Origin of the sequence: Saccharopolyspora galaxeae, assembly GCF_016526145.1 — a bacterium.
GTDB classification, from domain to species: Bacteria; Actinomycetota; Actinomycetes; order Mycobacteriales; family Pseudonocardiaceae; genus Saccharopolyspora_C; species Saccharopolyspora_C galaxeae.
Window position 1 is genome coordinate 331,285 of record NZ_JADDUE010000003.1, and the last position, 19,092, is coordinate 350,376.

Annotated in this window: 18 protein-coding genes; 11 read left to right on the forward strand and 7 right to left on the reverse strand. The window is 70.9% G+C overall.

Features of this window, described 5'->3' with window-relative positions; all coding sequences use genetic code 11:
* Window positions 1-1,947: 1,947 nt before the first annotated feature.
* The 9 genes from INP57_RS09195 (at window position 1,948) to INP57_RS09235 (ending at window position 9,512) form a co-directional block, all read left to right on the forward strand.
* On the forward strand, window positions 1,948-2,217 hold the full coding sequence (locus tag INP57_RS09195) for a hypothetical protein (protein WP_200069679.1): 270 nt from the start codon (window positions 1,948-1,950) through the stop codon (window positions 2,215-2,217).
* Window positions 2,218-2,232: 15 nt separating this feature from the next.
* Window positions 2,233-2,658: a phage tail protein gene (locus tag INP57_RS09200; RefSeq protein ID WP_200069680.1), complete on the forward strand. Its 426-nt coding sequence runs from the start codon at window positions 2,233-2,235 to the stop codon at window positions 2,656-2,658.
* Between the two features lie 14 nt (window positions 2,659-2,672).
* Entirely contained in the window at window positions 2,673-3,389 is a 717-nt protein-coding gene (locus INP57_RS09205; protein WP_200069681.1) for a CIS tube protein, read from the forward strand.
* Window positions 3,386-5,191, forward strand: coding sequence for a VgrG-related protein (locus INP57_RS09210; protein WP_200069682.1), 1,806 nt, complete (start codon window positions 3,386-3,388; stop codon window positions 5,189-5,191). Before INP57_RS09205 ends, INP57_RS09210 begins: the two co-directional genes overlap by 4 nt.
* Window positions 5,192-5,222: 31 nt before the next feature.
* The gene (locus INP57_RS09215) at window positions 5,223-5,513 is read left to right on the forward strand and encodes a PAAR domain-containing protein (protein ID WP_200069683.1); all 291 of its coding nucleotides are present in this window, start codon (window positions 5,223-5,225) and stop codon (window positions 5,511-5,513) included.
* The gene (locus INP57_RS09220) at window positions 5,510-5,923 is read left to right on the forward strand and encodes a GPW/gp25 family protein (protein WP_200069684.1); all 414 of its coding nucleotides are present in this window, start codon (window positions 5,510-5,512) and stop codon (window positions 5,921-5,923) included. The genes INP57_RS09215 and INP57_RS09220 overlap by 4 nt, the downstream gene beginning before the upstream one ends.
* Entirely contained in the window at window positions 5,923-7,887 is a 1,965-nt protein-coding gene (locus INP57_RS09225) for a putative baseplate assembly protein (protein ID WP_200069685.1), read from the forward strand. The genes INP57_RS09220 and INP57_RS09225 overlap by 1 nt, the downstream gene beginning before the upstream one ends.
* Window positions 7,884-8,438, forward strand: coding sequence for a phage tail protein (locus tag INP57_RS09230; RefSeq protein ID WP_200069686.1), 555 nt, complete (start codon window positions 7,884-7,886; stop codon window positions 8,436-8,438). Before INP57_RS09225 ends, INP57_RS09230 begins: the two co-directional genes overlap by 4 nt.
* A 456-nt stretch (window positions 8,439-8,894) precedes the next feature.
* Window positions 8,895-9,512: a discoidin domain-containing protein gene (locus INP57_RS09235; protein WP_200069687.1), complete on the forward strand. Its 618-nt coding sequence runs from the start codon at window positions 8,895-8,897 to the stop codon at window positions 9,510-9,512.
* A 60-nt stretch (window positions 9,513-9,572) separates the two neighbouring features.
* On the opposite strand, the gene INP57_RS09240 is transcribed toward INP57_RS09235, so the two are convergent.
* From INP57_RS09240 to INP57_RS09265, 6 genes are all read right to left on the reverse strand, one after another.
* Window positions 9,573-11,255 carry an FAD-dependent oxidoreductase gene (locus INP57_RS09240; protein WP_200069688.1) on the reverse strand — a complete coding sequence of 561 codons (1,683 nt, stop codon included), beginning with the start codon at window positions 11,253-11,255 and terminating at the stop codon, window positions 9,573-9,575.
* Between the two features lie 263 nt (window positions 11,256-11,518).
* Complete coding sequence (gene tatC / locus INP57_RS09245; protein WP_307849978.1) at window positions 11,519-12,490, reverse strand: twin-arginine translocase subunit TatC; 972 nt, start codon at window positions 12,488-12,490, stop codon at window positions 11,519-11,521.
* Window positions 12,491-12,508: 18 nt separating this feature from the next.
* Window positions 12,509-12,778, reverse strand: a complete 270-nt coding sequence (tatA, locus tag INP57_RS09250) for a Sec-independent protein translocase subunit TatA (protein WP_200069689.1) — start codon at window positions 12,776-12,778, stop codon at window positions 12,509-12,511.
* A gap of 71 nt (window positions 12,779-12,849) precedes the next feature.
* The gene (locus tag INP57_RS09255) at window positions 12,850-13,056 is read right to left on the reverse strand and encodes a bacteriophage holin (RefSeq protein WP_200069690.1); all 207 of its coding nucleotides are present in this window, start codon (window positions 13,054-13,056) and stop codon (window positions 12,850-12,852) included.
* Window positions 13,057-13,074: 18 nt separating this feature from the next.
* Complete coding sequence (locus INP57_RS09260; protein WP_200069691.1) at window positions 13,075-14,049, reverse strand: helix-turn-helix transcriptional regulator; 975 nt, start codon at window positions 14,047-14,049, stop codon at window positions 13,075-13,077.
* On the reverse strand, window positions 14,046-15,038 hold the full coding sequence (locus tag INP57_RS09265) for a helix-turn-helix transcriptional regulator (RefSeq protein ID WP_200069692.1): 993 nt from the start codon (window positions 15,036-15,038) through the stop codon (window positions 14,046-14,048). The genes INP57_RS09260 and INP57_RS09265 overlap by 4 nt, the downstream gene beginning before the upstream one ends.
* A 229-nt stretch (window positions 15,039-15,267) precedes the next feature.
* On the opposite strand from INP57_RS09265, the gene INP57_RS09270 reads away from it, so the two are divergent.
* Complete coding sequence (locus INP57_RS09270) at window positions 15,268-15,972, forward strand: SDR family oxidoreductase (RefSeq protein ID WP_200069693.1); 705 nt, start codon at window positions 15,268-15,270, stop codon at window positions 15,970-15,972.
* Window positions 15,973-16,185: 213 nt separating this feature from the next.
* On the opposite strand, the gene pafA is transcribed toward INP57_RS09270, so the two are convergent.
* Complete coding sequence (pafA, locus tag INP57_RS09275) at window positions 16,186-17,544, reverse strand: Pup--protein ligase (RefSeq protein WP_200069694.1); 1,359 nt, start codon at window positions 17,542-17,544, stop codon at window positions 16,186-16,188.
* Window positions 17,545-17,611: 67 nt separating this feature from the next.
* Here pafA and INP57_RS09280 point away from each other — a divergent pair, with 67 nt between their 5' ends.
* Complete coding sequence (locus INP57_RS09280) at window positions 17,612-19,090, forward strand: bifunctional phosphatase PAP2/diacylglycerol kinase family protein (RefSeq protein ID WP_200069695.1); 1,479 nt, start codon at window positions 17,612-17,614, stop codon at window positions 19,088-19,090.
* Window positions 19,091-19,092: the final 2 nt, after the last annotated feature.

Sequence of the window (19,092 nt, forward strand, 5' to 3'; positions counted from 1 at the left end):
TCGGGCGGTCCTGCATCCCGCGGCACGGACGGTCCCGCTTCGACCGCTGAGCCGGCTTCGGGCGCTTCGCACGTTTCCCCGCCCGTGCAGCGGAAACCGGTGCCGGTGCAGCAGGTCCGGCCACCGCTGACCGTCGCCCGGCTGGCGACGCCGCTCGCGCCGCGGCCGGTGCCCGCCGTGCCCGGCTCGGCGGTCGCGAAGCCCGAATCCTCGGTTTCCGCAACGAAATCGGAAACCTCGCGCGGCACGACGACTTCTTCGGCCCCGAGCTCTTCGGCGAAGCATCCGAACACCGACGCGTCGCCCGCGGGCGCAGCGCCGGAATCTCCGGACGCGCCTTCCCGCGAAGACGCGCCGCCGTTGCAGCGCTCAGTGCGCGCCGACGCGCCGCCGCTGTCCACGATCGGCGAACCGCTGCACGACCTGCCGCCGAACGCTCAGGTCGCGCATTCCCCGCAGCCGACGGAGAACCCGCTGCCGTTGGCCGGCCGGGAAGGTTCCGCGAGCACGCCGGAATCCCCCGGTTCTTCCGTGGAAGCATCATCAGCAGCGAAACCCGCACCACGGCCCGCACCGTCCAAGCCGAGCGGTGGCCCCGGCGACAACAGCGGCGGGAAGAACCCCGTGCAACGAGACACCGGGTCCGCATCGCAGAAAAAGGGTGCCGCGCCCGCCCCGAACAGCGATGGTGGCTCGACGCCTCCCGCGCACTCGGCCGGACCTGGAACCGGCGATCCCGCAGCGGATTCCGCCGCAAAATCGGGAAATTCCGGTGACCGTCCGTCGGTCCAACGGCGTGCTTCCCGCAGTGCCGACGACCGCGATGCCGACGGTACGGTGCAACGCAGCGTCGGCGATCCCGTTCGGCCCGTGGAACCCACCGTCGGGCTGGGCAGTCCGATCGCCGCGATCCCGCAGTCCGCTCGCCCGCTGGCGGAAGGCGACCCGGCCAGCACGACCGCTTCCGCCGATCCGCTGCCGCTTTCGGGAAACATCCAGCGTGCGCAGGATTCGCACGCCGATCGCCCCGTCCTCGGCGAGCAGAACACACCACAGTGGACGGATAGTGCACCGGAGTCCTCGCACTCGGACCGAACCGAAAACCGGACGGTTTCCCCGGAAACGCACTCGGTGCAACGATCCGAGGCCGCGACGCCCAACCCGCTGGAAACTCCCGATCCTGCGCACCTCCCGGTCGCCGGACCGGCAACGGCGCAGCATTCCAGCCCGGCGTCCCCGGCCGAGCAGCGGCCGACGCTGCAACGCATGACGACATCCACCCAGCCCGAGTCCGCGAATCCGAGCTCCGGGCCGACCGATCCTGACCAGCCCGGGAAAGCGGCGACGACCGGCTCGCGCGCCCCGAGCTCACCCGTCCAACGCAGCACGTCCGGCCACGCGGACTCCGGTGCCGAAACGCCTCCGCTGGTGTTGCCGAAACCGGGCGAGAGCCATCCGGGCGCCGCCGACACCTCCCTGGGAGGCGGACCGCAGCTCGTCCGACCGAAGTGGACGGATCGATCGCCGTTCGCGGCACCGGAATCCCGGTCGCTGCTGGCGAAACGACCGTTGCACGTCGAGGGCGCGCTGCAACGGGCAGCCGAGCCGACGAACTCAGCGACGCCGGTCGTCCAACCGCGTTGGCGACGTTCCTCCGGCACGCCGTCGGGTTCCCCCGGCACAGCACAGAGTTCCCCCGGCACACCGCAGACGAACCCGTCCAGCCGGACGAGCCCGCACCCCCCTGCGGCTGCGCCGAGCCTCCCGCACGTCCCGAGCACGCCCGCTGCGTCCCCGCTCGGCGGTGATCCGCCCAGCACCGGAGGGAACGAGCCACCGGGCCCGGGCAGCGTCGTGCAGCGCTCCGAAGCGCCCGGGCCTTTCCCCCTCCCCCAGCCCGGACCGGGCACCGCAGGCCCACCACCCGGTCCGGCGAAAACCCCGGCCGTGCAACGCAAAACGCAGCAGCCCGCGCAGAATCCCGGCCCCCGAGTCCAAAGTGTCCCGCAAGGCGTTCCGATCAACGTCGTGCAACGGGACGCGGCGGAGAAGACCGGGCGGCAGGACCAGCAGGGCGAGCAAGCGGGATCGAGCACGGCCGACCCCGACCTCGAAGAGATGGCCCGCAAGCTGCTGGACCCGCTGCGCCGGCTGCTGCGCGCCGAACTGCGCCAAAGCCGCGAACGCTTCGGCCGCCCCTACGACCGCCGCCGCTGATCAGGAAGGACCCCCGTGGCCGACGACATCTTCGCCAGCAGTGTGTTCTTCCAGCTCACCATCGCGGGTAACGAGCTGGGCCGCTTCCACAGCTGCAGCGGGCTCGGCGCCCAGCTGGAGGTCGAGGAGTTCGCCGAAGGCGGCAACAACTCGTTCGCCTGGCAACTGCCCACCCGACTGACCTGGACCAACATCACGCTGACCCGGCCGGTCACCGAGGACACGATGAAGATCTCGCGCTGGCTGACCCGCACCATCCGCCGCAACACGCCGAAGGACGGCGAGATCGTCGCGCTGCGCCCGGACCTGACCCCGATCGCCCGCTGGCAGATCCAGGGCATCGTCCCGGTCAGCTGGCAGGGCCCGTCGTTCGACCCGGCCAGCTCGGAAGCCGCGGTGGAAACCCTCGAAATCGCCCACCAGGGCTTGCAACCGTCCTGACAGGAGGCACACCGATGGTCACCGCACCGGGCCGCAACCTCACCCGGGCCCAGCTGCGCATCATGGAGCCGCCCGCCAAGACCGGGGCGAAGCCGGGCGCCACGATCAAACGCGTCCGCCTGCAGTTCAACCCGAACAAGCTGGCGCTGACCAAGAGCACCGAGTGGCGGCGCAAACCCGCCCGCTCCGCCTCCGAATCGGCGATGCCGGAGTTCGTCGGCAGCGGCCCGCGCTCGCTGTCGCTGGAGGTCTTCCTGGACGCCACCAGCAAGCACGACGACTCCGTGGAGAAGAAGGTCGAAGACCTCATGGTCGCGTGCGTGCCCAGCCCGAAAAGCCTGAAGAAGAAGAAACCCGCCAGCCCGTGGGTGCGGTTCGAGTGGGGCACCGCGCGCACCACCTCGTTCAACGGGGTGCTGACGAACTTCTCGGTGGACTACTCGCTGTTCGACGTCGACGGCAAGCCGCTGCGCGCGACCTGCTCGCTGGCCATCGAGGAAGCCACCGTCGACGAACCCGGCCAGAACCCCACATCCGGCGCCGAGAACGCGCGCCGCACGCACCGGGTGGTGGCCGGTGACACGCTGCCGCAACTGGCCTGGCAGGAGTACGGCGACGCGACGGTGTGGCGGATCATCGCCGAGGCCAACGGCATCGACGACCCGATGGTGCTGCGCCCGGGCAGCGAACTGCTCGTGCCCGAAGAGACCGAACTGGACGGTGCGCGATGAGCGGCAAGGAGAGCGGGCGTTCGATCGCCGCCTACCCGATCATCCGGGCGGGCGCGAAGCTGCCCGAGAAGTGGCAGGACAACCTGGTCTCCTGCGTCGTCGACGAGAACGTCGGGCTGCCGGACGAGGCGCTGGTGACCTTCCGCGACCCGGACCACGAGCTGCTCACCGACAACCCCAAGCTCGCCATCGGCGAGCAGTTGGCCGTCTCGGTCACCGCCACCAACGAAAGCGGCGAGCAGAAGCTGTTCACCGGCGAGATCACCTCGCTGGAACTGGACCACGACGGCACCGGCACGTTCACCATCGTGCGGGCGATGAGCAAGGCGCACCGGCTGATGCGCGGCCGCAAGGTGCAGGCGTTCCAGAACATGGCCGTCGAACAGATCGTGCGGAAGGTCGTCACCGGAGCGGGTCTGCGGGCCGGTCGGGTGAAGACGCCCAAGCGGGTCACCTACCAGCAGCTGTCCCAGGCCAACGTCTCGGACTGGGAATTCCTGCAACAGCTCGCCCAGGAACACGGAGCCACCGTGCAAGTCGACGAGAACGGCAAACTCGACTTCCTCCCGCTGGACCCGGCCTCCGGGGCACCGGCGCCGCGCACCCGGGCATCGGCCAGCCCGTTCGTGCTCGAGTACGGCGACAACCTGAAGGCGCTGCGGGCCGTGCTCACCTCCACCGACCAGGTCAACAGCGTCCAGGTCCGCGGCTGGGACGTGCAGACCAAGACCGCGGTGGTGGCCAACAGGCCCGTCACCAGCAGCAGCACCACAAAGCCGGGCATGACCGCCACGGAAGCCACCAAGAAGTTCGGCAAGGGCCGCAAGCTCGTCGTCACCGACACCCCGTACAGCACCCGGGCGGAAGCCCAAGCCGCCGCGGGCGCGCTGGCCGACTCGGTGAGCGCGGGCCTCGGCGAACTCGAAGCGGTCGTCAACGGCAACACCGAGCTGCGCGCGGGCACCCCGGTGACGCTGGGCAACGCGGGCGAGAAGTTCTCCGGCCGCTACACCGCGACCGCGGTGCACCACGTGCTCGAACCCGGCACCGGATACCGCACCACCGTGCTGGTCAGCACCTCGCCGGACCGGTCGCTGGCCGGGTTGACCACCGGCGCCGGCGCACCGGATCCCGGATCGCGGATGCCCGGACTGGCGACCGGCATCGTCACCGACATCAAGGAGGCGGGCCGGGCCCAGCGCGGCTGGGTGAAGTTGAAGTTCCCCTGGCTGGACGCCAAGTACGTCACCGACTGGGTCCGCACCGTGCAGCTCGGCGGTCAGGGCGGCGGCGGGGTGTTCAGCCCGGACGTCAACGACGAGGTGCTCGTGGGGTTCGAGCAGGGCTGCCTGGACAAGCCCTACGTGCTCGGCGGGCTCTACAACGGCAAGGACTCCCCGTCCGAGCACGACCTGCCGCTGGTGGACCGCCGGACCGGCAAGGTCAACAGGCGTTCGCTGGTGTCCCGCAAGGGCAACCGGCTGGAGCTGATCGACGGCATGCAGGGGCCGCCCGGGGTGCGCATCGCCAGCGGGAACAAGCGGCTCGAAGTACGGATGGACGAACGCGGCCGCAGCGTCGAGATCGCGGTGAAGCGTCCCGGCGGTCGCGGGGCGATGAGCACCGTGTCGGTCACCGATCGCGGCATCACGCTCGACGCCGGGATGGGCGACATCAACCTGTCCGGGCGATCGGTGTCCATCGACGCGAAGACCACGGTCTCCGTCAACGGCAAGACCGGCGCCAACATCTCCGGCGGCACCAACGCTTCGCTGCGCGCCGCCATGGTCCGGATCAACTGAGCTTTTCCCAGTCGACAAGGAGTTTCGCAACATGCCACCCGCAGCCCGGGCAGGAGATCCGACAAACCACGGCGGCGTCGTCGGGCCGCCGCCCGGCCCGGCCGCCACCGTGTTCATCGGCGGCAAACCGGCGGCGGTCATGGGCAGCACTTACACGTGCGCGAACCCATACCACCCGCCGAACACCGTGGTGGCCAAACCAACGCGCGGCGGTCAGGTGCTGATCGGCGGAGCGCCCGCCGCAAAGATGCTCGACAACACCGCCTGCGGAGCACAGATCATGGCCGGCGCGCCGAACGTGCTGATCGGGGGACCGTTGTGAGCGACCGCTTCATCGGCCGCGGCTGGGGATTCCCGCTGCGAGTCGGGCCAACCGGCGGGATCGGCATGGTCGAACGCGATCAGGAGATCGCCGAGGCCATCCGGCTGGTGCTGGGCACCGCGCCGGGCGAACGACCGATGCGCCCGGAGTTCGGCTGCGGCATCCACGACTACGTGTTCGCCCCCGGCGACGGCGCCACGGCCGGGCAGATCGCCTTCGAGGTGCGCAGCGCGCTGCGCCGCTGGGAGCCCCGGATCGAGGTGACCGACGTGGTGATCGCCTTCGACACCGAGCAGGAAGGCGTGCTCTACATCGACTTGCACTACCGGGTGCGCAGCACCAACGACGAGCGCAACCTCGTGTTCCCGTTCTACACGATCCCGCCCGGCGAATCGGCGGAGGTCGTGTGATGGCGCTGCCCAGCCCCAACCTGGACGACCGGCGGTTCCAGCAGCTCGTCGACGAGGCCAAACGGCACGTGCAGCAACGCGCGCCGGAGTGGACCGACCACAACGTCTCCGATCCCGGCGTGACCCTGATCGAAACGTTCGCGCACATGGTGGACCAGCTGGTCTACCGGCTGAACCGGGTGCCGGAGAAGAACCACCTGGCGTTCCTGGAACTGCTGGGAGTCCGGCTGTTCCCGCCCGCGGCCGCGCACGCGGAGGTGACGTTCTGGCTCTCGGCGGCGCAGGACGAGACGGTGCTGCTGCCGCGGGGCACCGAGGTCACCACCGCGCACGCCGAGGAAGAGCAGGAGATCGTGTTCGCCACCGTCGGCGAGCTGCCGATCCCCCCGTGCGAGCTGCAGACGCTGATGACGCTGACCGCGGGCGGCCGGCCCGCCGACCGCACCCCCGACCTCACCGCCGAGCAGGACGTCCAGTGCTTCCAGCCGGTTCCCGTCGCGGGTGACGCGATGCTGATCGGGCTCGACCGGCCGGTTCCCCGCTGCATCGTGCTGGTGCAGCTGGACAGCCAGGTCGAAGGCATCGGGGTCGATCCGCGCCAGCCTCCGCTGGTCTGGGAGGCGTGGGACGGCGCGGGCTGGGCCGGCTGCGAAGTCCTCGAGGACACCACCGGCGGGCTCAACCGCCCCGGCGACGTGCTGCTGCAGATCGGCCCGGCGCACACCACTTCGGCCGTGTCCGGGGTGCGCGCCGGATGGCTGCGCTGCCGGGTCGTGGAACCCGAGCCGGACCAGCCGTTCTACTCCGAGACCCCGACCGTGCGGGTGGCCGAGGTGTGCACCATCGGCGGCACCACCACCGCCGAGCACGCCGAGACCATCCGGGACGTGCCGCTCGGCGAGTCCGCGGGGGTGCCCGGCCAGCGGTTCGCGCTGGAGCAGGCACCGGTGCTGACCGACGGGGAGCCGATCGTCGTGCAGGTTTCCGCCGACGAGGGCTGGCAGGACTGGACGGTCGTCGAGCACTTCGGACACTCCGGACCCGCGGACCGGCACGTCACGCTCGACGCCACCAACGGCGAGTTCGCCTTCCCGCCCGCCGTCCGGTCACCGGACGGCTCGCTGCACCGATACGGCGCGGTGCCCGCGAAAGGCGCGCACATCCGGGTGCCGAAGCTGCGCACCGGCGGCGGCCGGGACGGCAACGTCGCACGTGGCGCGATCTCGGTGCTGCGCAGCTCGGTGCCCTACATCTCCGAGGTGCAGAACCGGGAAGCCGCCGCGGGCGGCGTGGACGGCGAAACCGTCTCGGAAGCCATGGTCCGCGCCCCGCACCAGCTGCGGATCCAGGAACGCGCGGTCACCGCGGAAGATCACGAGCAGATCGCCCGCCAGGCCGCTCCCGCGGCCGCCCGCATCCGCTGCCTGCCTGCCGGTTCCGATCACGAACCCGGCGCGGCCCGCGTGCTGGTGGTGCCGGACGCGGTGGCCGACAGCGGCGACCGGCTCCGGTTCGAGCAGCTGATCCCGACCGAGCAGATGCTGGCCAAGATCGCCGCGCGGCTCAACGAGCGGCGCCTGCTCGGCGCGCGGCTCGTGGTGGAACCGCCGTACTACCAGGGCATCACCGTGGTGGCGCGGCTGACCACGGCCGAACCGGAGGTGAACCGGGTCAACACCGCGGCGCTGGAGGCGCTGTACCGGTACCTGAACCCGCTGCGCGGCGGCGTCGACGGCACCGGCTGGCCGTTCGGCAGGCACGTGCAGGCAGGCGAGATCTTCGCCGTGCTGCAGCGGGTCGAGGGCGTCGCGCTGGTCGACGAGGTGCGGTTGTTCCCCGCCGACCCGATCAGCGGGCGGCGCGGCAGCCCGGTGGAACGCGTCGAACTCGCCCGGCACGCGCTGGTGTTCTCGCACCAGCACCAGGTCGTGGTGGACAGCGCGGAAGGCAGCGGGACGGCATGACCCGGGGCGAGCTGCCCGAGCTGCCCAGCCGCTACCCGCTGGGCGAGCTGCTGCCCGGGCTGTACGCGGGCGATGACCTCGCGCAGCGGTTCACCGCCGGGCTGGACACCGTCCTCGCACCGATCTTGTCCACTTTGGACAACTTGGCGCACTACTTCGACCCGCGCACGGCGCCGGAGGACTTCCTGGAGTGGCTGGGCGGCTGGGTCGCCGCGCAGCTGGACCCGTCCTGGCCGGACCCGCTGCGGCGGGCCTTGGTGCAGCGAGCCGTGGAGCTGCACCGGTGGAACGGCACGCCGCGGGGCGTGGTCGAACGGTTGTGGCTGTGCCTCGGCGTGCGGTCGCGAGTACTGGACGGTCCGGGCGCGGTCATCTCGACCAGGCCCGGCACCGCGCTGCCCGGCGCGCCGATCAGCGAAGCCGTCGTGCAGGTGTGGCCGGGCCGGGCGGCGGTGGACCGGGCGCGCGTCACCGAACTCGTCGACGCGGTCCAGCCGGTGCACCTGAACTGCACCGTCGAATTCCTGCCCGGCCCACCGGAAGGGGTGTAGCAATTGCGACCGTGTTCGACGTGCGGCGCCGGAGTCGCCGCCACCGACGACTTCTGCGGCAACTGCGGCAGCTACTTGGGTTGGGACACGACGCCGCGCGCGCAGCCGGACCCGGAACCGCCGACCGAACGGATCCCGCGCCCGCAAGCTCCAGACGCCGCACCGGCCGATCCCGCGCCGCGCGACCCGACGTCAGGCGACCCCGCCTCGGCAGGGCCGGTGCGGCCCGATTCCGCAACCTCCCGCCCGGCGGCAGCGCAAGACGCAACTGCGCAGAACGCCGCTGCGGCCGCTCCCGAGGTCCCCGGCGCGGTGCAACCGGCCAAACCCGTCGCACCACGCCCGGAGCGCAGCGCCGCCCCGCCGACCGAAACGCCCGACGGCCCGCCCTGCGACTCCTGCGGCACCCCCAACCCGCCGGGCCGGCACTACTGCCGCCGCTGCGCAGCGCCCCTCGTGGAAAGCGAGCGAGCCGAACAACCGCCGTGGTGGCGCCGCCTGCGCCGCCCGCGGAGCAGGGCCGGGCCGGGCAGGATGGCGCGGCGGCTGCTCGCGCTCGCCGCGTTGGCGGCACTGCTGATCTGCGCGATCCTGCTGTACCCGGCGGGCCAATGGCTGGTGCAGGACGTGCTGGACAAGACCATGCCGTCAGCGCACTACAACCCGCGGACCTGCACCGCCGACGCCGAGGTGCCCGGCCATCCCGCCTCGAACGTGGTGGACGGGGTGACGAACAACTACTGGGGCTCACCAGCCCCCGGCGCGACCCTCGACTGCTCCTTCGACGAGCCGTACCGGCTGCTGGAGATCCAGGTGACCCCCGGTCCGTCCATCCGAGGGGAGATATTCGGCTCCCAGGCCAGGCCCAGCAAGGTGGAGATCACCGCCACCGACGCCCAGCACCGGACGACGACTCTCGAGGAACCGGTGGACGCGAACCCGAAGGAACCGGCCAAGATCAAAACCCGGCTCAACGACGTCGTCAACGTCCGGATCCGGGTGCTGGAGGCCGCCAACCTGACCGAGGGCAAGCACGTCGCGGTGGGCGAGATCCAATTCGTCCGCCGCAACTGAAGCGCTGGCACGTGGCCGCTGACGGGCTGCGCGGCTACGGCGGCCTGTCACCGGCCCCTGTCACGGTGTCGGCACTCCGCCCAGCTCGTTCGAGACCAGATACGCCAGCGTCACACCTCGCCCCAACGCGAACCCGCTGTTGTAACCGGTCCCGGTCGTGGTCAACGCCGCGCAGGACCCCACCGCGTGGAGACCGTCGATCACCTCGCCACCGGCGGCGAGGACGTGGCCGTCCCCGTCGATGCGCACCCCGCTCGACCCGATCCCGGTCCCGACGAGCTTCAGCCGCAACCCGTGGAACGGCGGCTCCACGAGTTCCCCGAGCACCGGGCACGGCCGCTGGTCCGGGTCGCCGGCGAAACGGTTCACGTAGGTGACCGTTCCCCGGCCGAAGTCAGGATCCACGCCCCGCGCGGCGTTCGCGTTGAACCGCGCCACGGTGTCCGCGAACCGCTCCGGGTCGATGCCCAGCTGTTCGGCCAGCCCGCGCGGCGTGGGCGCCGAACTCACCCAGCCCTCGGGGTAGGTACCGCCCGGCGGAGTGGCCGCCAGGCCGTACTTGCGCCGGTGCTGGTCGTCCCACACCAGGAAGAACGGCAAATGGCGGTCTTGCGGGTCCAGGGTCTTCGAAACGATGTCGACCCAATAGGAGTCGTTGCAGAACCGGTTCCCGCCGCTGTCCACGATCATCGAATGCGGCATCGCGTACTCCGGGCCGTAGCCGTAGCCGGTGCCGACCTGGGAACGCCATCCCGGCAGCATCGGCACGCTCGTCGCCGGGATGCGGGCGATGTCCGCGCCGACCTGCCGCGCCAGCTTGATCCCGTCGCCGCGCAAGCTCTCCGGGGCCACGCTGCCGAAGTCCTCCGGATCCAGACCGACCATCTCCCGCACGAGCTTGGGATCCCAGTCGTAGGTGCTGGTCGCCAACACCACCGGACCACGTTCCTGCACCGGTCCGTCCGGCCCGTCCGCGCGCACGCCGACGACGGCTGAACCCTCCCGCAGCAACTCGGTCACCGGGGTCGACCTGCGGATTTCGACGTTGGGCTCGACGCGCAACCTGGCCAGGAAGCTCGCCACCACGCCGGTGCCGAACGTCAGCGGGTCACCGCCGTCGTGCGTCCGCGCCCGTTCCGTCCCGTCCGCCAGCCCGAACGCCGGCACGCCCGCGTGGGTGCCCCGCTCCTGCTCGGCCTCGTCGACGTAGGCCGCACGCCTGCCTTTGGCCAGCATGTCGTCATAGGTGGTACCGACCGGGAAGTACGGGCTCACGCGCATCAGTTCGCGCCACTCACCCAGTTCGGCGCCGTCGACCAGGTCGTTGGTCAGGTACCTGCCCTCGGGCAGCGCCCCGTCCGCTTCGTTGTGGTAATCGGCCAGCCCCGGAATCACCTTCCACCGGATCGCACCGACGTCCTCCCAGTACCGGATCGCCTGCGGCGCCGTGTTGATCCAACGCAGCATCGCCTTCTCGTCCAGCGCATCGGGATCGGCTTGCGCGATGGCGCGCACGTAGCGCTCGGTGAGCTGCTTCGAGTCCTCGATCCCGTCCCGGGCGGCGACCGGGTTCGCCCCGCACCAGACCTGCCCACCGGAGTACGCAGCAGCGCCGCCCACCAGGTCCGCCGACTCGAAGACCACCACCCGCCTGCCGTGCAGGGCCGCGCCGAGCGCGGTCGCCAACCCGGAAAGCCCCGCGCCGACCACGATGATCGGCTCCTGAGCAGCTCGCCCCACCATCCCCGAACCTCCCGCGCCGTTGCAGCAGTCCGGGCGAAACTATAATCATCATTATACTGGAGTCAACACGTGCCGCGGGCACGGAGCGGCGCCACCGCGGAGACCGGGAAATGCGGAACCGCCGGCAAAACCGGAAAGATCGATGCGCCGGAAAGATCGGGAAACTGGGAACGATCCGCGATGGCCGAAGCCGAAAAAATCGCGCCGCCGCCGAATCGGAATTCAGGCGGCGGCGCGACTGCAACGAGCCGGAAATGCAGATATCAGGTGGCGTCGTCCTGGCTGCGCGCCTTGGCACTCGCCGCGGTCGCGTCCTGCTCGGAATCCAGCGACGACGGCCGGTGGTCGATGTTCGACGCCTCGTCCAGCCCCACGCCCTGCAAGCCCTGCTCGTCGAGCTTCTTGGCCTTGGCGCGGTCCTGAGCGCGGCAGATCACCAGCGCGATGACGAACAACAACACCAGGCACGCCGCCAGCACCAGCATCGAGAACGGGTCCTGGCCCGGGGTGGCGATCGCCGCCAGCACGAACAACCCGAACACGATGCCGCGCCACCAGCTCTTGAGCTTGGCGTAGCTGACCACACCGGCGCGGTTGAGCATCACCAGCACCAGCGGCATCTCGAAGCTGATGCCGAACATCAGCACCATCAGCAGCACGAAGTTGATGTACTTGCCACCGGTCAGCGCGGTGAAGAACGAATCGCCGCCGAAGCTCGTCATGAAACCGAGCCCCTCGGGGACGACGTAGTAGGCCAGCACCGCACCGGCGACGAACAGCAGGGTCGCCAGGCTCACGAACGTGCGGGCGTACTTGCGCTCCTTGGAGTACAGGCCGGGCGTGATGAACGCCCACAGCTGGTACAGCCACAGCGGACTGGTCAGCACGGCACCGACCGCGATACCGACCTTCAGCCGCAGCATGAAGACCTCGAAAGCCTCCGTCTGCAGCAGCCGGCAGCCGCCACCCGGGCTGAACCGCACGGTCTCCGGCAGCTGGCAGTACGGGCCGATGAGCAGATCACCGAGCGTGGGCAGCCCGAACAACGAGTTCGAGAACCAGATGAACCCGAGGATCCCGCCGAGCACGAGCCCGAAAGCCGCCCAGCCGAGGCGGTAGCGCAGCTCGTAGAGGTGGTCGACGAGGGTCATGGTGCCGTCGGGGTTGTGCCTGCGCCCCCACCGACGGCGGTCACCGCGCCACGGGTTCAGACGGCGCAACGGGTTTGCACTCACTGCGCGTTCCGTCCCCGATCAGTTCTTGGAATCTTTGCGCTGCGCCTCTTCCGGGGAGGACGCGTTCACCGGCGCGCTGGCCTCACCGGCGGTGAGCTGCTGCGGCTCTTCCTTGGAACCGTCCTTCTTGGCCGCTTCCTCATCCTGCTTCATGCCGCGGGCCTCGGCCTTGAACACGCGCGCGGACTGACCGAGCGACCGGGCCATCTGCGGCAGTTTGGTGGCACCGAACAGCAACACCAACACACCCACGATGAGTACGAGTTCCCACCCACCTGGAATACCCATCAGTGCACACCTTCCTTGGGGCTTCCTGCCAGCGCAATGGTACGCGGGCAGGACAAGCGATCATAGGGCCGTCAAGCGGCTCCGTTCCGGCGTTCGGATACGGCCACCCGGAGTCCCGCGGCTCGTGCTTTCAGCATTCCGGTCCGATCCGCCAGGTCGGAGACGACGCGGCGTTGCACCGCACGCGCCCGGCGCAACGCGCCGAACAACCGGATCAGGAAAGCGAGCAGGAGTACGACTCCCAGCACCAGCAGCACGAGGCTCCAGATATATGGCACACGATCACCGTAGCGCGTTCAGTCCGCCGGTAGGTGACGTGCCCGCGCCAACGCTGCTTCGCAACGTTGCCGGATTTCCTCGGACAGCTCGCGCGGCTCGACCACCCGGCCCCTGCCGCCCAGCCCGAGCACCAGCCGCACCATCCAGGACCGGTCCGAGTAGCGCATCCGCACCCGGATGCGGCCCTGCGGCGACTCGCTGAGCTCGTCGACCGGGTAGTACTCGCTGATCCAGCGCGCCTCCGGATCGAGCTCGAGCACCGCGCTGGGCTGGTCCGGCATCGGCCGGAACAACCCCTCGGACAGGTCGGTCTGCTCCGCCTCCGCGGGTGGCCGCGCCGCTTCGGCGAGCTCTTCGACAGCGTCGATCCGATCCAGCCGGAACCGGCGCACCGCACCCGCCGAGCGGCACCACGCTTCCAGGTAGCTGCGCCCGTCGACCAGCACCAGCCGCATCGGGTCCACGGTCCGCTCGCTGATCTCGTCCCGCGAAGCCGTGTAGTACCGCATCCAGAGCGCACGGCCCTGCGTCGCCGCCCGTTGCACCGCCTCCTGCACGCCAGGGGCCATCGGGCCCTCCCGGCTCGCCAGCCCCACCACGACGCCCGGTGGCTGCGCCTGCCCGACGGCGTCCTCCACCTTCGACAGCGCGCGCTGGACGACTTCGGTGTCGGCGATGCCCGGCGTGTCCGCCAGCGCCCGCAGGGCCACCAGCAGCACGGTCGCCTCCGAAGAGGTCAGCTGCAGCGGCCGCCGCATACCGGCGTCGTAGGTGACCGTGATCGTCTCCCCCTCGAAGGAGAGGTCGATCAGGTCGCCCGGCCCGTAACCGGGCAGCCCGCACATCCACAGCAGCTCCAGGTCGCGCCGCAGCTGCTGCTCGCCCACTCCGAAGTCCGCGGCCGCGTCGGCCACCGGAATCCCCGGCCTGCTCAGCAGGTACGGCACCAGCGCCAGCAGCCGCGGCAGCCGTTCCGTGGCGCTCGCACTCATCCGTCCACCTCCGCACCGCTGAAGGCGGCCACGGTCCCCAGATGCGCTTCGTGCACCGACTTGCGCAGCACGTCCGGCTCCAGCACGACCACGTCCGGCCCGTACCCGGCGATCCAGGACGCCGCCGAGTCCGGGTAGAACAGCTCGATCTCCAGCACGTCTCCGTCGACCCCGTCGAGCCGCTGCTGCCCGACGACGCTCGCGCGCCGACGCAGCCCCTGCGCGCGGCCCTGCTCCACCCACAGCCGGGCGGAGGTGGCGGGCGGCGGATCCCGGTCAACGCCTGCGACGAGCTTGAGCAGGTCCACGTCTTCCGGCCGGGAGACGGCCCCGGCTCGCCCGGAAGCCTCCGGCCGGTCGGTGATCCGGGACAGCCGGAAGCACCGCGTCGCTTCCCGGTCCTGGTCGTGCCCGACCAGGTACCAGCGTCCGCGCCAGGAGACCACGCCCCACGGCTGCACCGTGCGCGTGCGCGGCTGCGGATCGTTCGGGCGCCGGTAGTCGAACGAGACCACCCGGCCGGACTGCACCGCCGCCAGCAATGCCGGAAAAGCAGGCTCGCTGGTACGTACCCGCGGCTCGATCGCCCCGGACGCCCGCTCGTCGACCTCGACCCCGGCGGCCCGCAGCTTCAGCAGCGCTCCGCGTGCGGCGCCGGTGAGCTCCGGCGAGTCCCACAGCCGCAGCGCGAGCGCCACCGCCGCCGCCTCGTCCGGTTCCAGTCCGATGTCGGCGAGTTCGTAGTCGCGCCGGGCGATGCGGTAGCCGTCGACCGAGTCGAACGCCGAGTTCCGCCCGATCTCCAGCGGCACCCCCAGGTCCCGCAGCTCGGACTTGTCCCGCTCGAAGGTCCGGTAGAACGCCTCGTCGGTGGGTGCATCGGCGTAGCCCGGGACGATCCTCCGGATGCCCTCCGCCGTGAGGTACTGGCGGGTGGACAACAGGCACAGCACCAGGTTCACCAAGCGTTCAGCACGCGCAGTGGCCACCTTGAAACCCTAGCTCCATCGCAGTTGATCAGACCTTTCGGGCACGACCGCGAAAAGCGCCGCCGCCTCGCACCGCCTCGGCCCCCAAGCAGGCACGAACAGCCATCGCCACCTTTCCACGGCCGCCCGCCTCCACAGTGGCTGAAACGGCGAATAATTTCACTCCTCTCTGAAACTCCGGCAATGACGAAGTCGCTCGTCGGCGCCGACCGACGAATAGGGTGCGCACATGACCGCACCAGTCCTGTTGATCACCGGGGCGTCCCGCGGCATCGGCGCCGCCACCGCGCGAGCCGCCGCGCGCGCCGGTTACCGGCTGGCGCTGCTCGCCCGCTCCGCCGAGTCGCTTACGGAACTCGCGCAGGAAATCGGCATGGGCAATGCGCTCGCGCTGCCGTGCGACGTCACGGAGTGGCCCGAAGTCCAAGCGGCCGTGCAGCGCGCGGAAGAGCACTTCGGCCACCTCGACGCCGTGTTCGCCAACGCAGGCAGCAGCGTGCCCACCTCCTTCCTCGGCTCCGAGGGAGCCGATCCCGAACAGTGGCGGGAGATGACGCTGATCAACGTCCACGGCACCGCCATCACCGCCCGTGCCGCGCTGCCCGCCCTCGTCCGCAGCCGCGGACACCTGCTGCTCACCGGTTCGGTCGCCGGCCGCGGCATCCGGCCGGGCAACCTCTACTCGGCGACCAAATGGGCTGTGACCGGGATGGCGCAGAACATCCGAGCCGAGTGCGTCGGCACCGGAGTCCGCGTCACGCTGCTGCAACCGGGCCTGGTGGAGACCGGGATGAACACCCCCGAGCAAGCCGACCGGCCCAAGCTGCAGGCCGCGGACGTCGCCCAAGCCGCGCTCTACGCCCTCGACCAGCCGGAGACCGTCGACGTCAACGAGATCCTCATCCGGCCGACCGGCCAGCATCCCCTGCGCTGAACCGAACCGCGGACCAGCCCGCGGCGAGCGGAGGGCCACGTACCGGCACACGCGACCGAGCGGTGAGCTCCGGGCTGACGACCATGGCGGACTCCTCTGCTCGAACTGGCTATCGCCACTCTATGCGAACTCGCGTTCGAACATCGGCATTTCCGGTCCGCTTCACCGGATCGTGTCCGCGACCGGTGCTCAGCCGCCACCGGGCCGGACAGGCTACAACGAGCCGATCAGCCGCTCCACCCGCTCGTCGATCGCCCGGAACGGGTCCTTGCACAGCACCGTGCGCTGTGCCTGGTCGTTGAGCTTGAGGTGCACCCAGTCCACCGTGAAGTCCCGCCCGGCGGCCTGCGCAGCGGCGATGAAATCCCCGCGCAGCTTCGCCCGGGTGCTCTGCGGCGGCGTGTCCTTGGCGGCCTCGATCTCGCCGTCGTCGGTCGCGCGATCCACCAGGTCCTTGTGCTGCAACATGTCGAACAGCCCGCGCCCGCGCCGGATGTCGTGGTATGCGAGGTCGAGCTGGGCGATCCGCGGGCTGGACAGCTCGAGCCCGTGCTTGGTGCGGTAGCGCTCCAGCAGCCGGTGCTTGATCGCCCAGTCCACTTCGCGGTCGATGCCCGAGTAGTCCTGCGTCTCCACCGCGTCCAGCGCCCGGCCCCACAGGTCGACCAGCCGGTCCGTCATCGGATCCGAGCCGCGCCGGGCCACGTGCTCGACCGCCTTCGCGTGGTACTCGCGCTGGATGTCCAGCGCGGACGCCTCCCGGCCGCCCGCCAGCCGGACCGTGCGGCGCCCGGTCATGTCGTGGCTGATCTCGCGGATCGCCCGGATCGGGTTGTCCAGGGCGAAGTCCCGGAACTGCACGCCGCTCTCGATCATCTCCAGCACCAGGTGCGCGGTGCCCACCTTCAGCAGCGTGGTCACCTCGGACATGTTCGAGTCGCCGACGATCACGTGCAGCCTGCGGTAGCGCTCGGCGTCGGCGTGCGGCTCGTCGCGGGTGTTGATGATCGGCCGCGAGCGGGTGGTGGCGCTGGAGACGCCCTCCCAGATGTGCTCGGCGCGCTGGGACAGGCAGTACACCGCACCGCGCGGGGTTTGCAGCACCTTGCCCGCACCGCAGATCAGCTGGCGGGTCACCAGGAACGGCAGCAGCACGTCCGCGATCCGGGAGAACTCGCCGGAGCGGCCCACCAGGTAGTTCTCGTGGCAGCCGTAGGAGTTGCCGGCCGAGTCGGTGTTGTTCTTGAACAGGAAGATGTCGCCGCCGATGCCCTCGTCGGCGAGCCGCCGCTCGGCGTCCACCAGCAAGTCCTCGAGGATCCGCTCACCGGCCTTGTCGTGCGTGACCAGCTGGGTCAGGTCGTCGCACTCGGCGGTGGCGAACTCGGGGTGCGAGCCGACGTCGAGGTAGAGGCGCGCCCCGTTGCGCAGGAAGACGTTCGAGGAACGTCCCCACGACACGACCCGCCGGAACAGGTACCTGGCCACCTCGTCCGGGGAGAGCCGACGCTGCCCGTGGAAGGTGCAGGTGACCCCGAACTCGGTTTCGATGCCGAAGATCCGCCGCTGCATGTCTCCACAGTAGGCGCAACGGCGGCCATCGGCGGTCCGCCGTTCGGGCGTGGGTAGCGTCCGGGGCGTGCACGAGTGGTTTCGCAAGATCGTCCAGCGGGCCGACGCCGCGGACCGGCAGCTGGTCGGGCGCAGCGCGGCGCTGCCCCGCAACATCGCCGACCCCGGCCTGAAAGCCCTGAGCACGGCCGCGAACCACAGCGTGCTGTGGCTGTCCGCCGCAGCTGCGCTGAGCCTGCGCAACGGCGCCGCGCGGCGCGGTGCGCTGCGCGGCGTGGTCGCCATCGCCGCCTCCAGCGCGACCACGAACCTGCTGGGCAAGCCGTTGTTCCCGCGGCGGCGCCCTGCGGCGCGCCTGGTTCCGCGGCACCGCAGGTTCAGCGACCCGCCACGTTCCTCGTCGTTCCCGTCCGGGCACGCCGCGTCGGCTGCGGCGTTCGCCACAGCGGTGGCCATGGAGTCGCCCGCGCTGGGGCTCGCCGTTGCTCCGATCGCCGCAGCGGTCGCCTACTCCAGAGTGCACACCGGCGTCCACTGGCCGACGGACGTGCTCTGCGGCAGCGCGATCGGGACCGCGACCGCTTGGGCGACGCGGCACTGGTGGCCGCTGCGCCCGGACACCACCGCAGCGGTGCGCCGTCCGGCCGAAGCGCCCCGCCTGCACCGCGGCGAAGGCGTCCTGATCCTGATCAACCCGGAATCCGGTGACGGCTTCTTCGACGCCGAGCACTGGGTCGGGACGCACTGGCCGGCCGCCAAAGTGGTCCGCCCGGAGCCGGACGCCGACCTCGCCGCCGGACTGGAGGCCACGCTGGAGCGGGAAGGCGGCTCCGTGCGCGCGCTCGGTGTGGCAGGCGGCGACGGCACCGTCTCCGCGGTCGCCGCCGTCGCCACCCGCCGGAACCTCCCGCTGGCGGTGCTCTCGGCAGGCACGCTGAACCACTTCGCGCGGGACACCGGGGTCGGCGATCCCGGCGCGATGGCCGCGGCCGTCGAACGCGGCAGCGCCGCCCGCCTCGACCTGGGCGGGATGGCCGTGGACGACAGTCCCACCAGGTGGTTCCTCAACACCGCCAGCCTCGGCGGCTACCCGGACATGGTGCGGTTCCGGGAGAAGTGGTCGCCGCGCTGGGGAAAGTGGCCCGCGGCCGCGGCGGCCCTGGTGCGCGTGCTGCACGAATCCACGCCGCTGGAAGTCGAGCTGAACGGGGTCCGGCGCCGCGTGTGGGTGCTGTTCGTCGGCAACGGCGCCTACGAGCCCCGCGGTTTCGCGCCGACCTGGCGCCCGCGGCTGGACAACGGGCGGCTGGACGTCCGCTACGTGCGCGCGGACGCGCACCTGTCGCGGCTGCGGTTCGTGCTCGCGGCGTTGACCGGAGCACTGCACCGCAGCCGGACCTACGTCGAGCGCGAGCACCGCTTCCTGGACGTCCGGGTGCTCGGCGCACCGGTGGCGGTGGCCACCGACGGAGAGATCGGGCAGCGCGGCAGCCACTTCGCGTTCACCGCGCACCCCGACGTGCTCACCGTCTACCGGCCGTTGTGAGC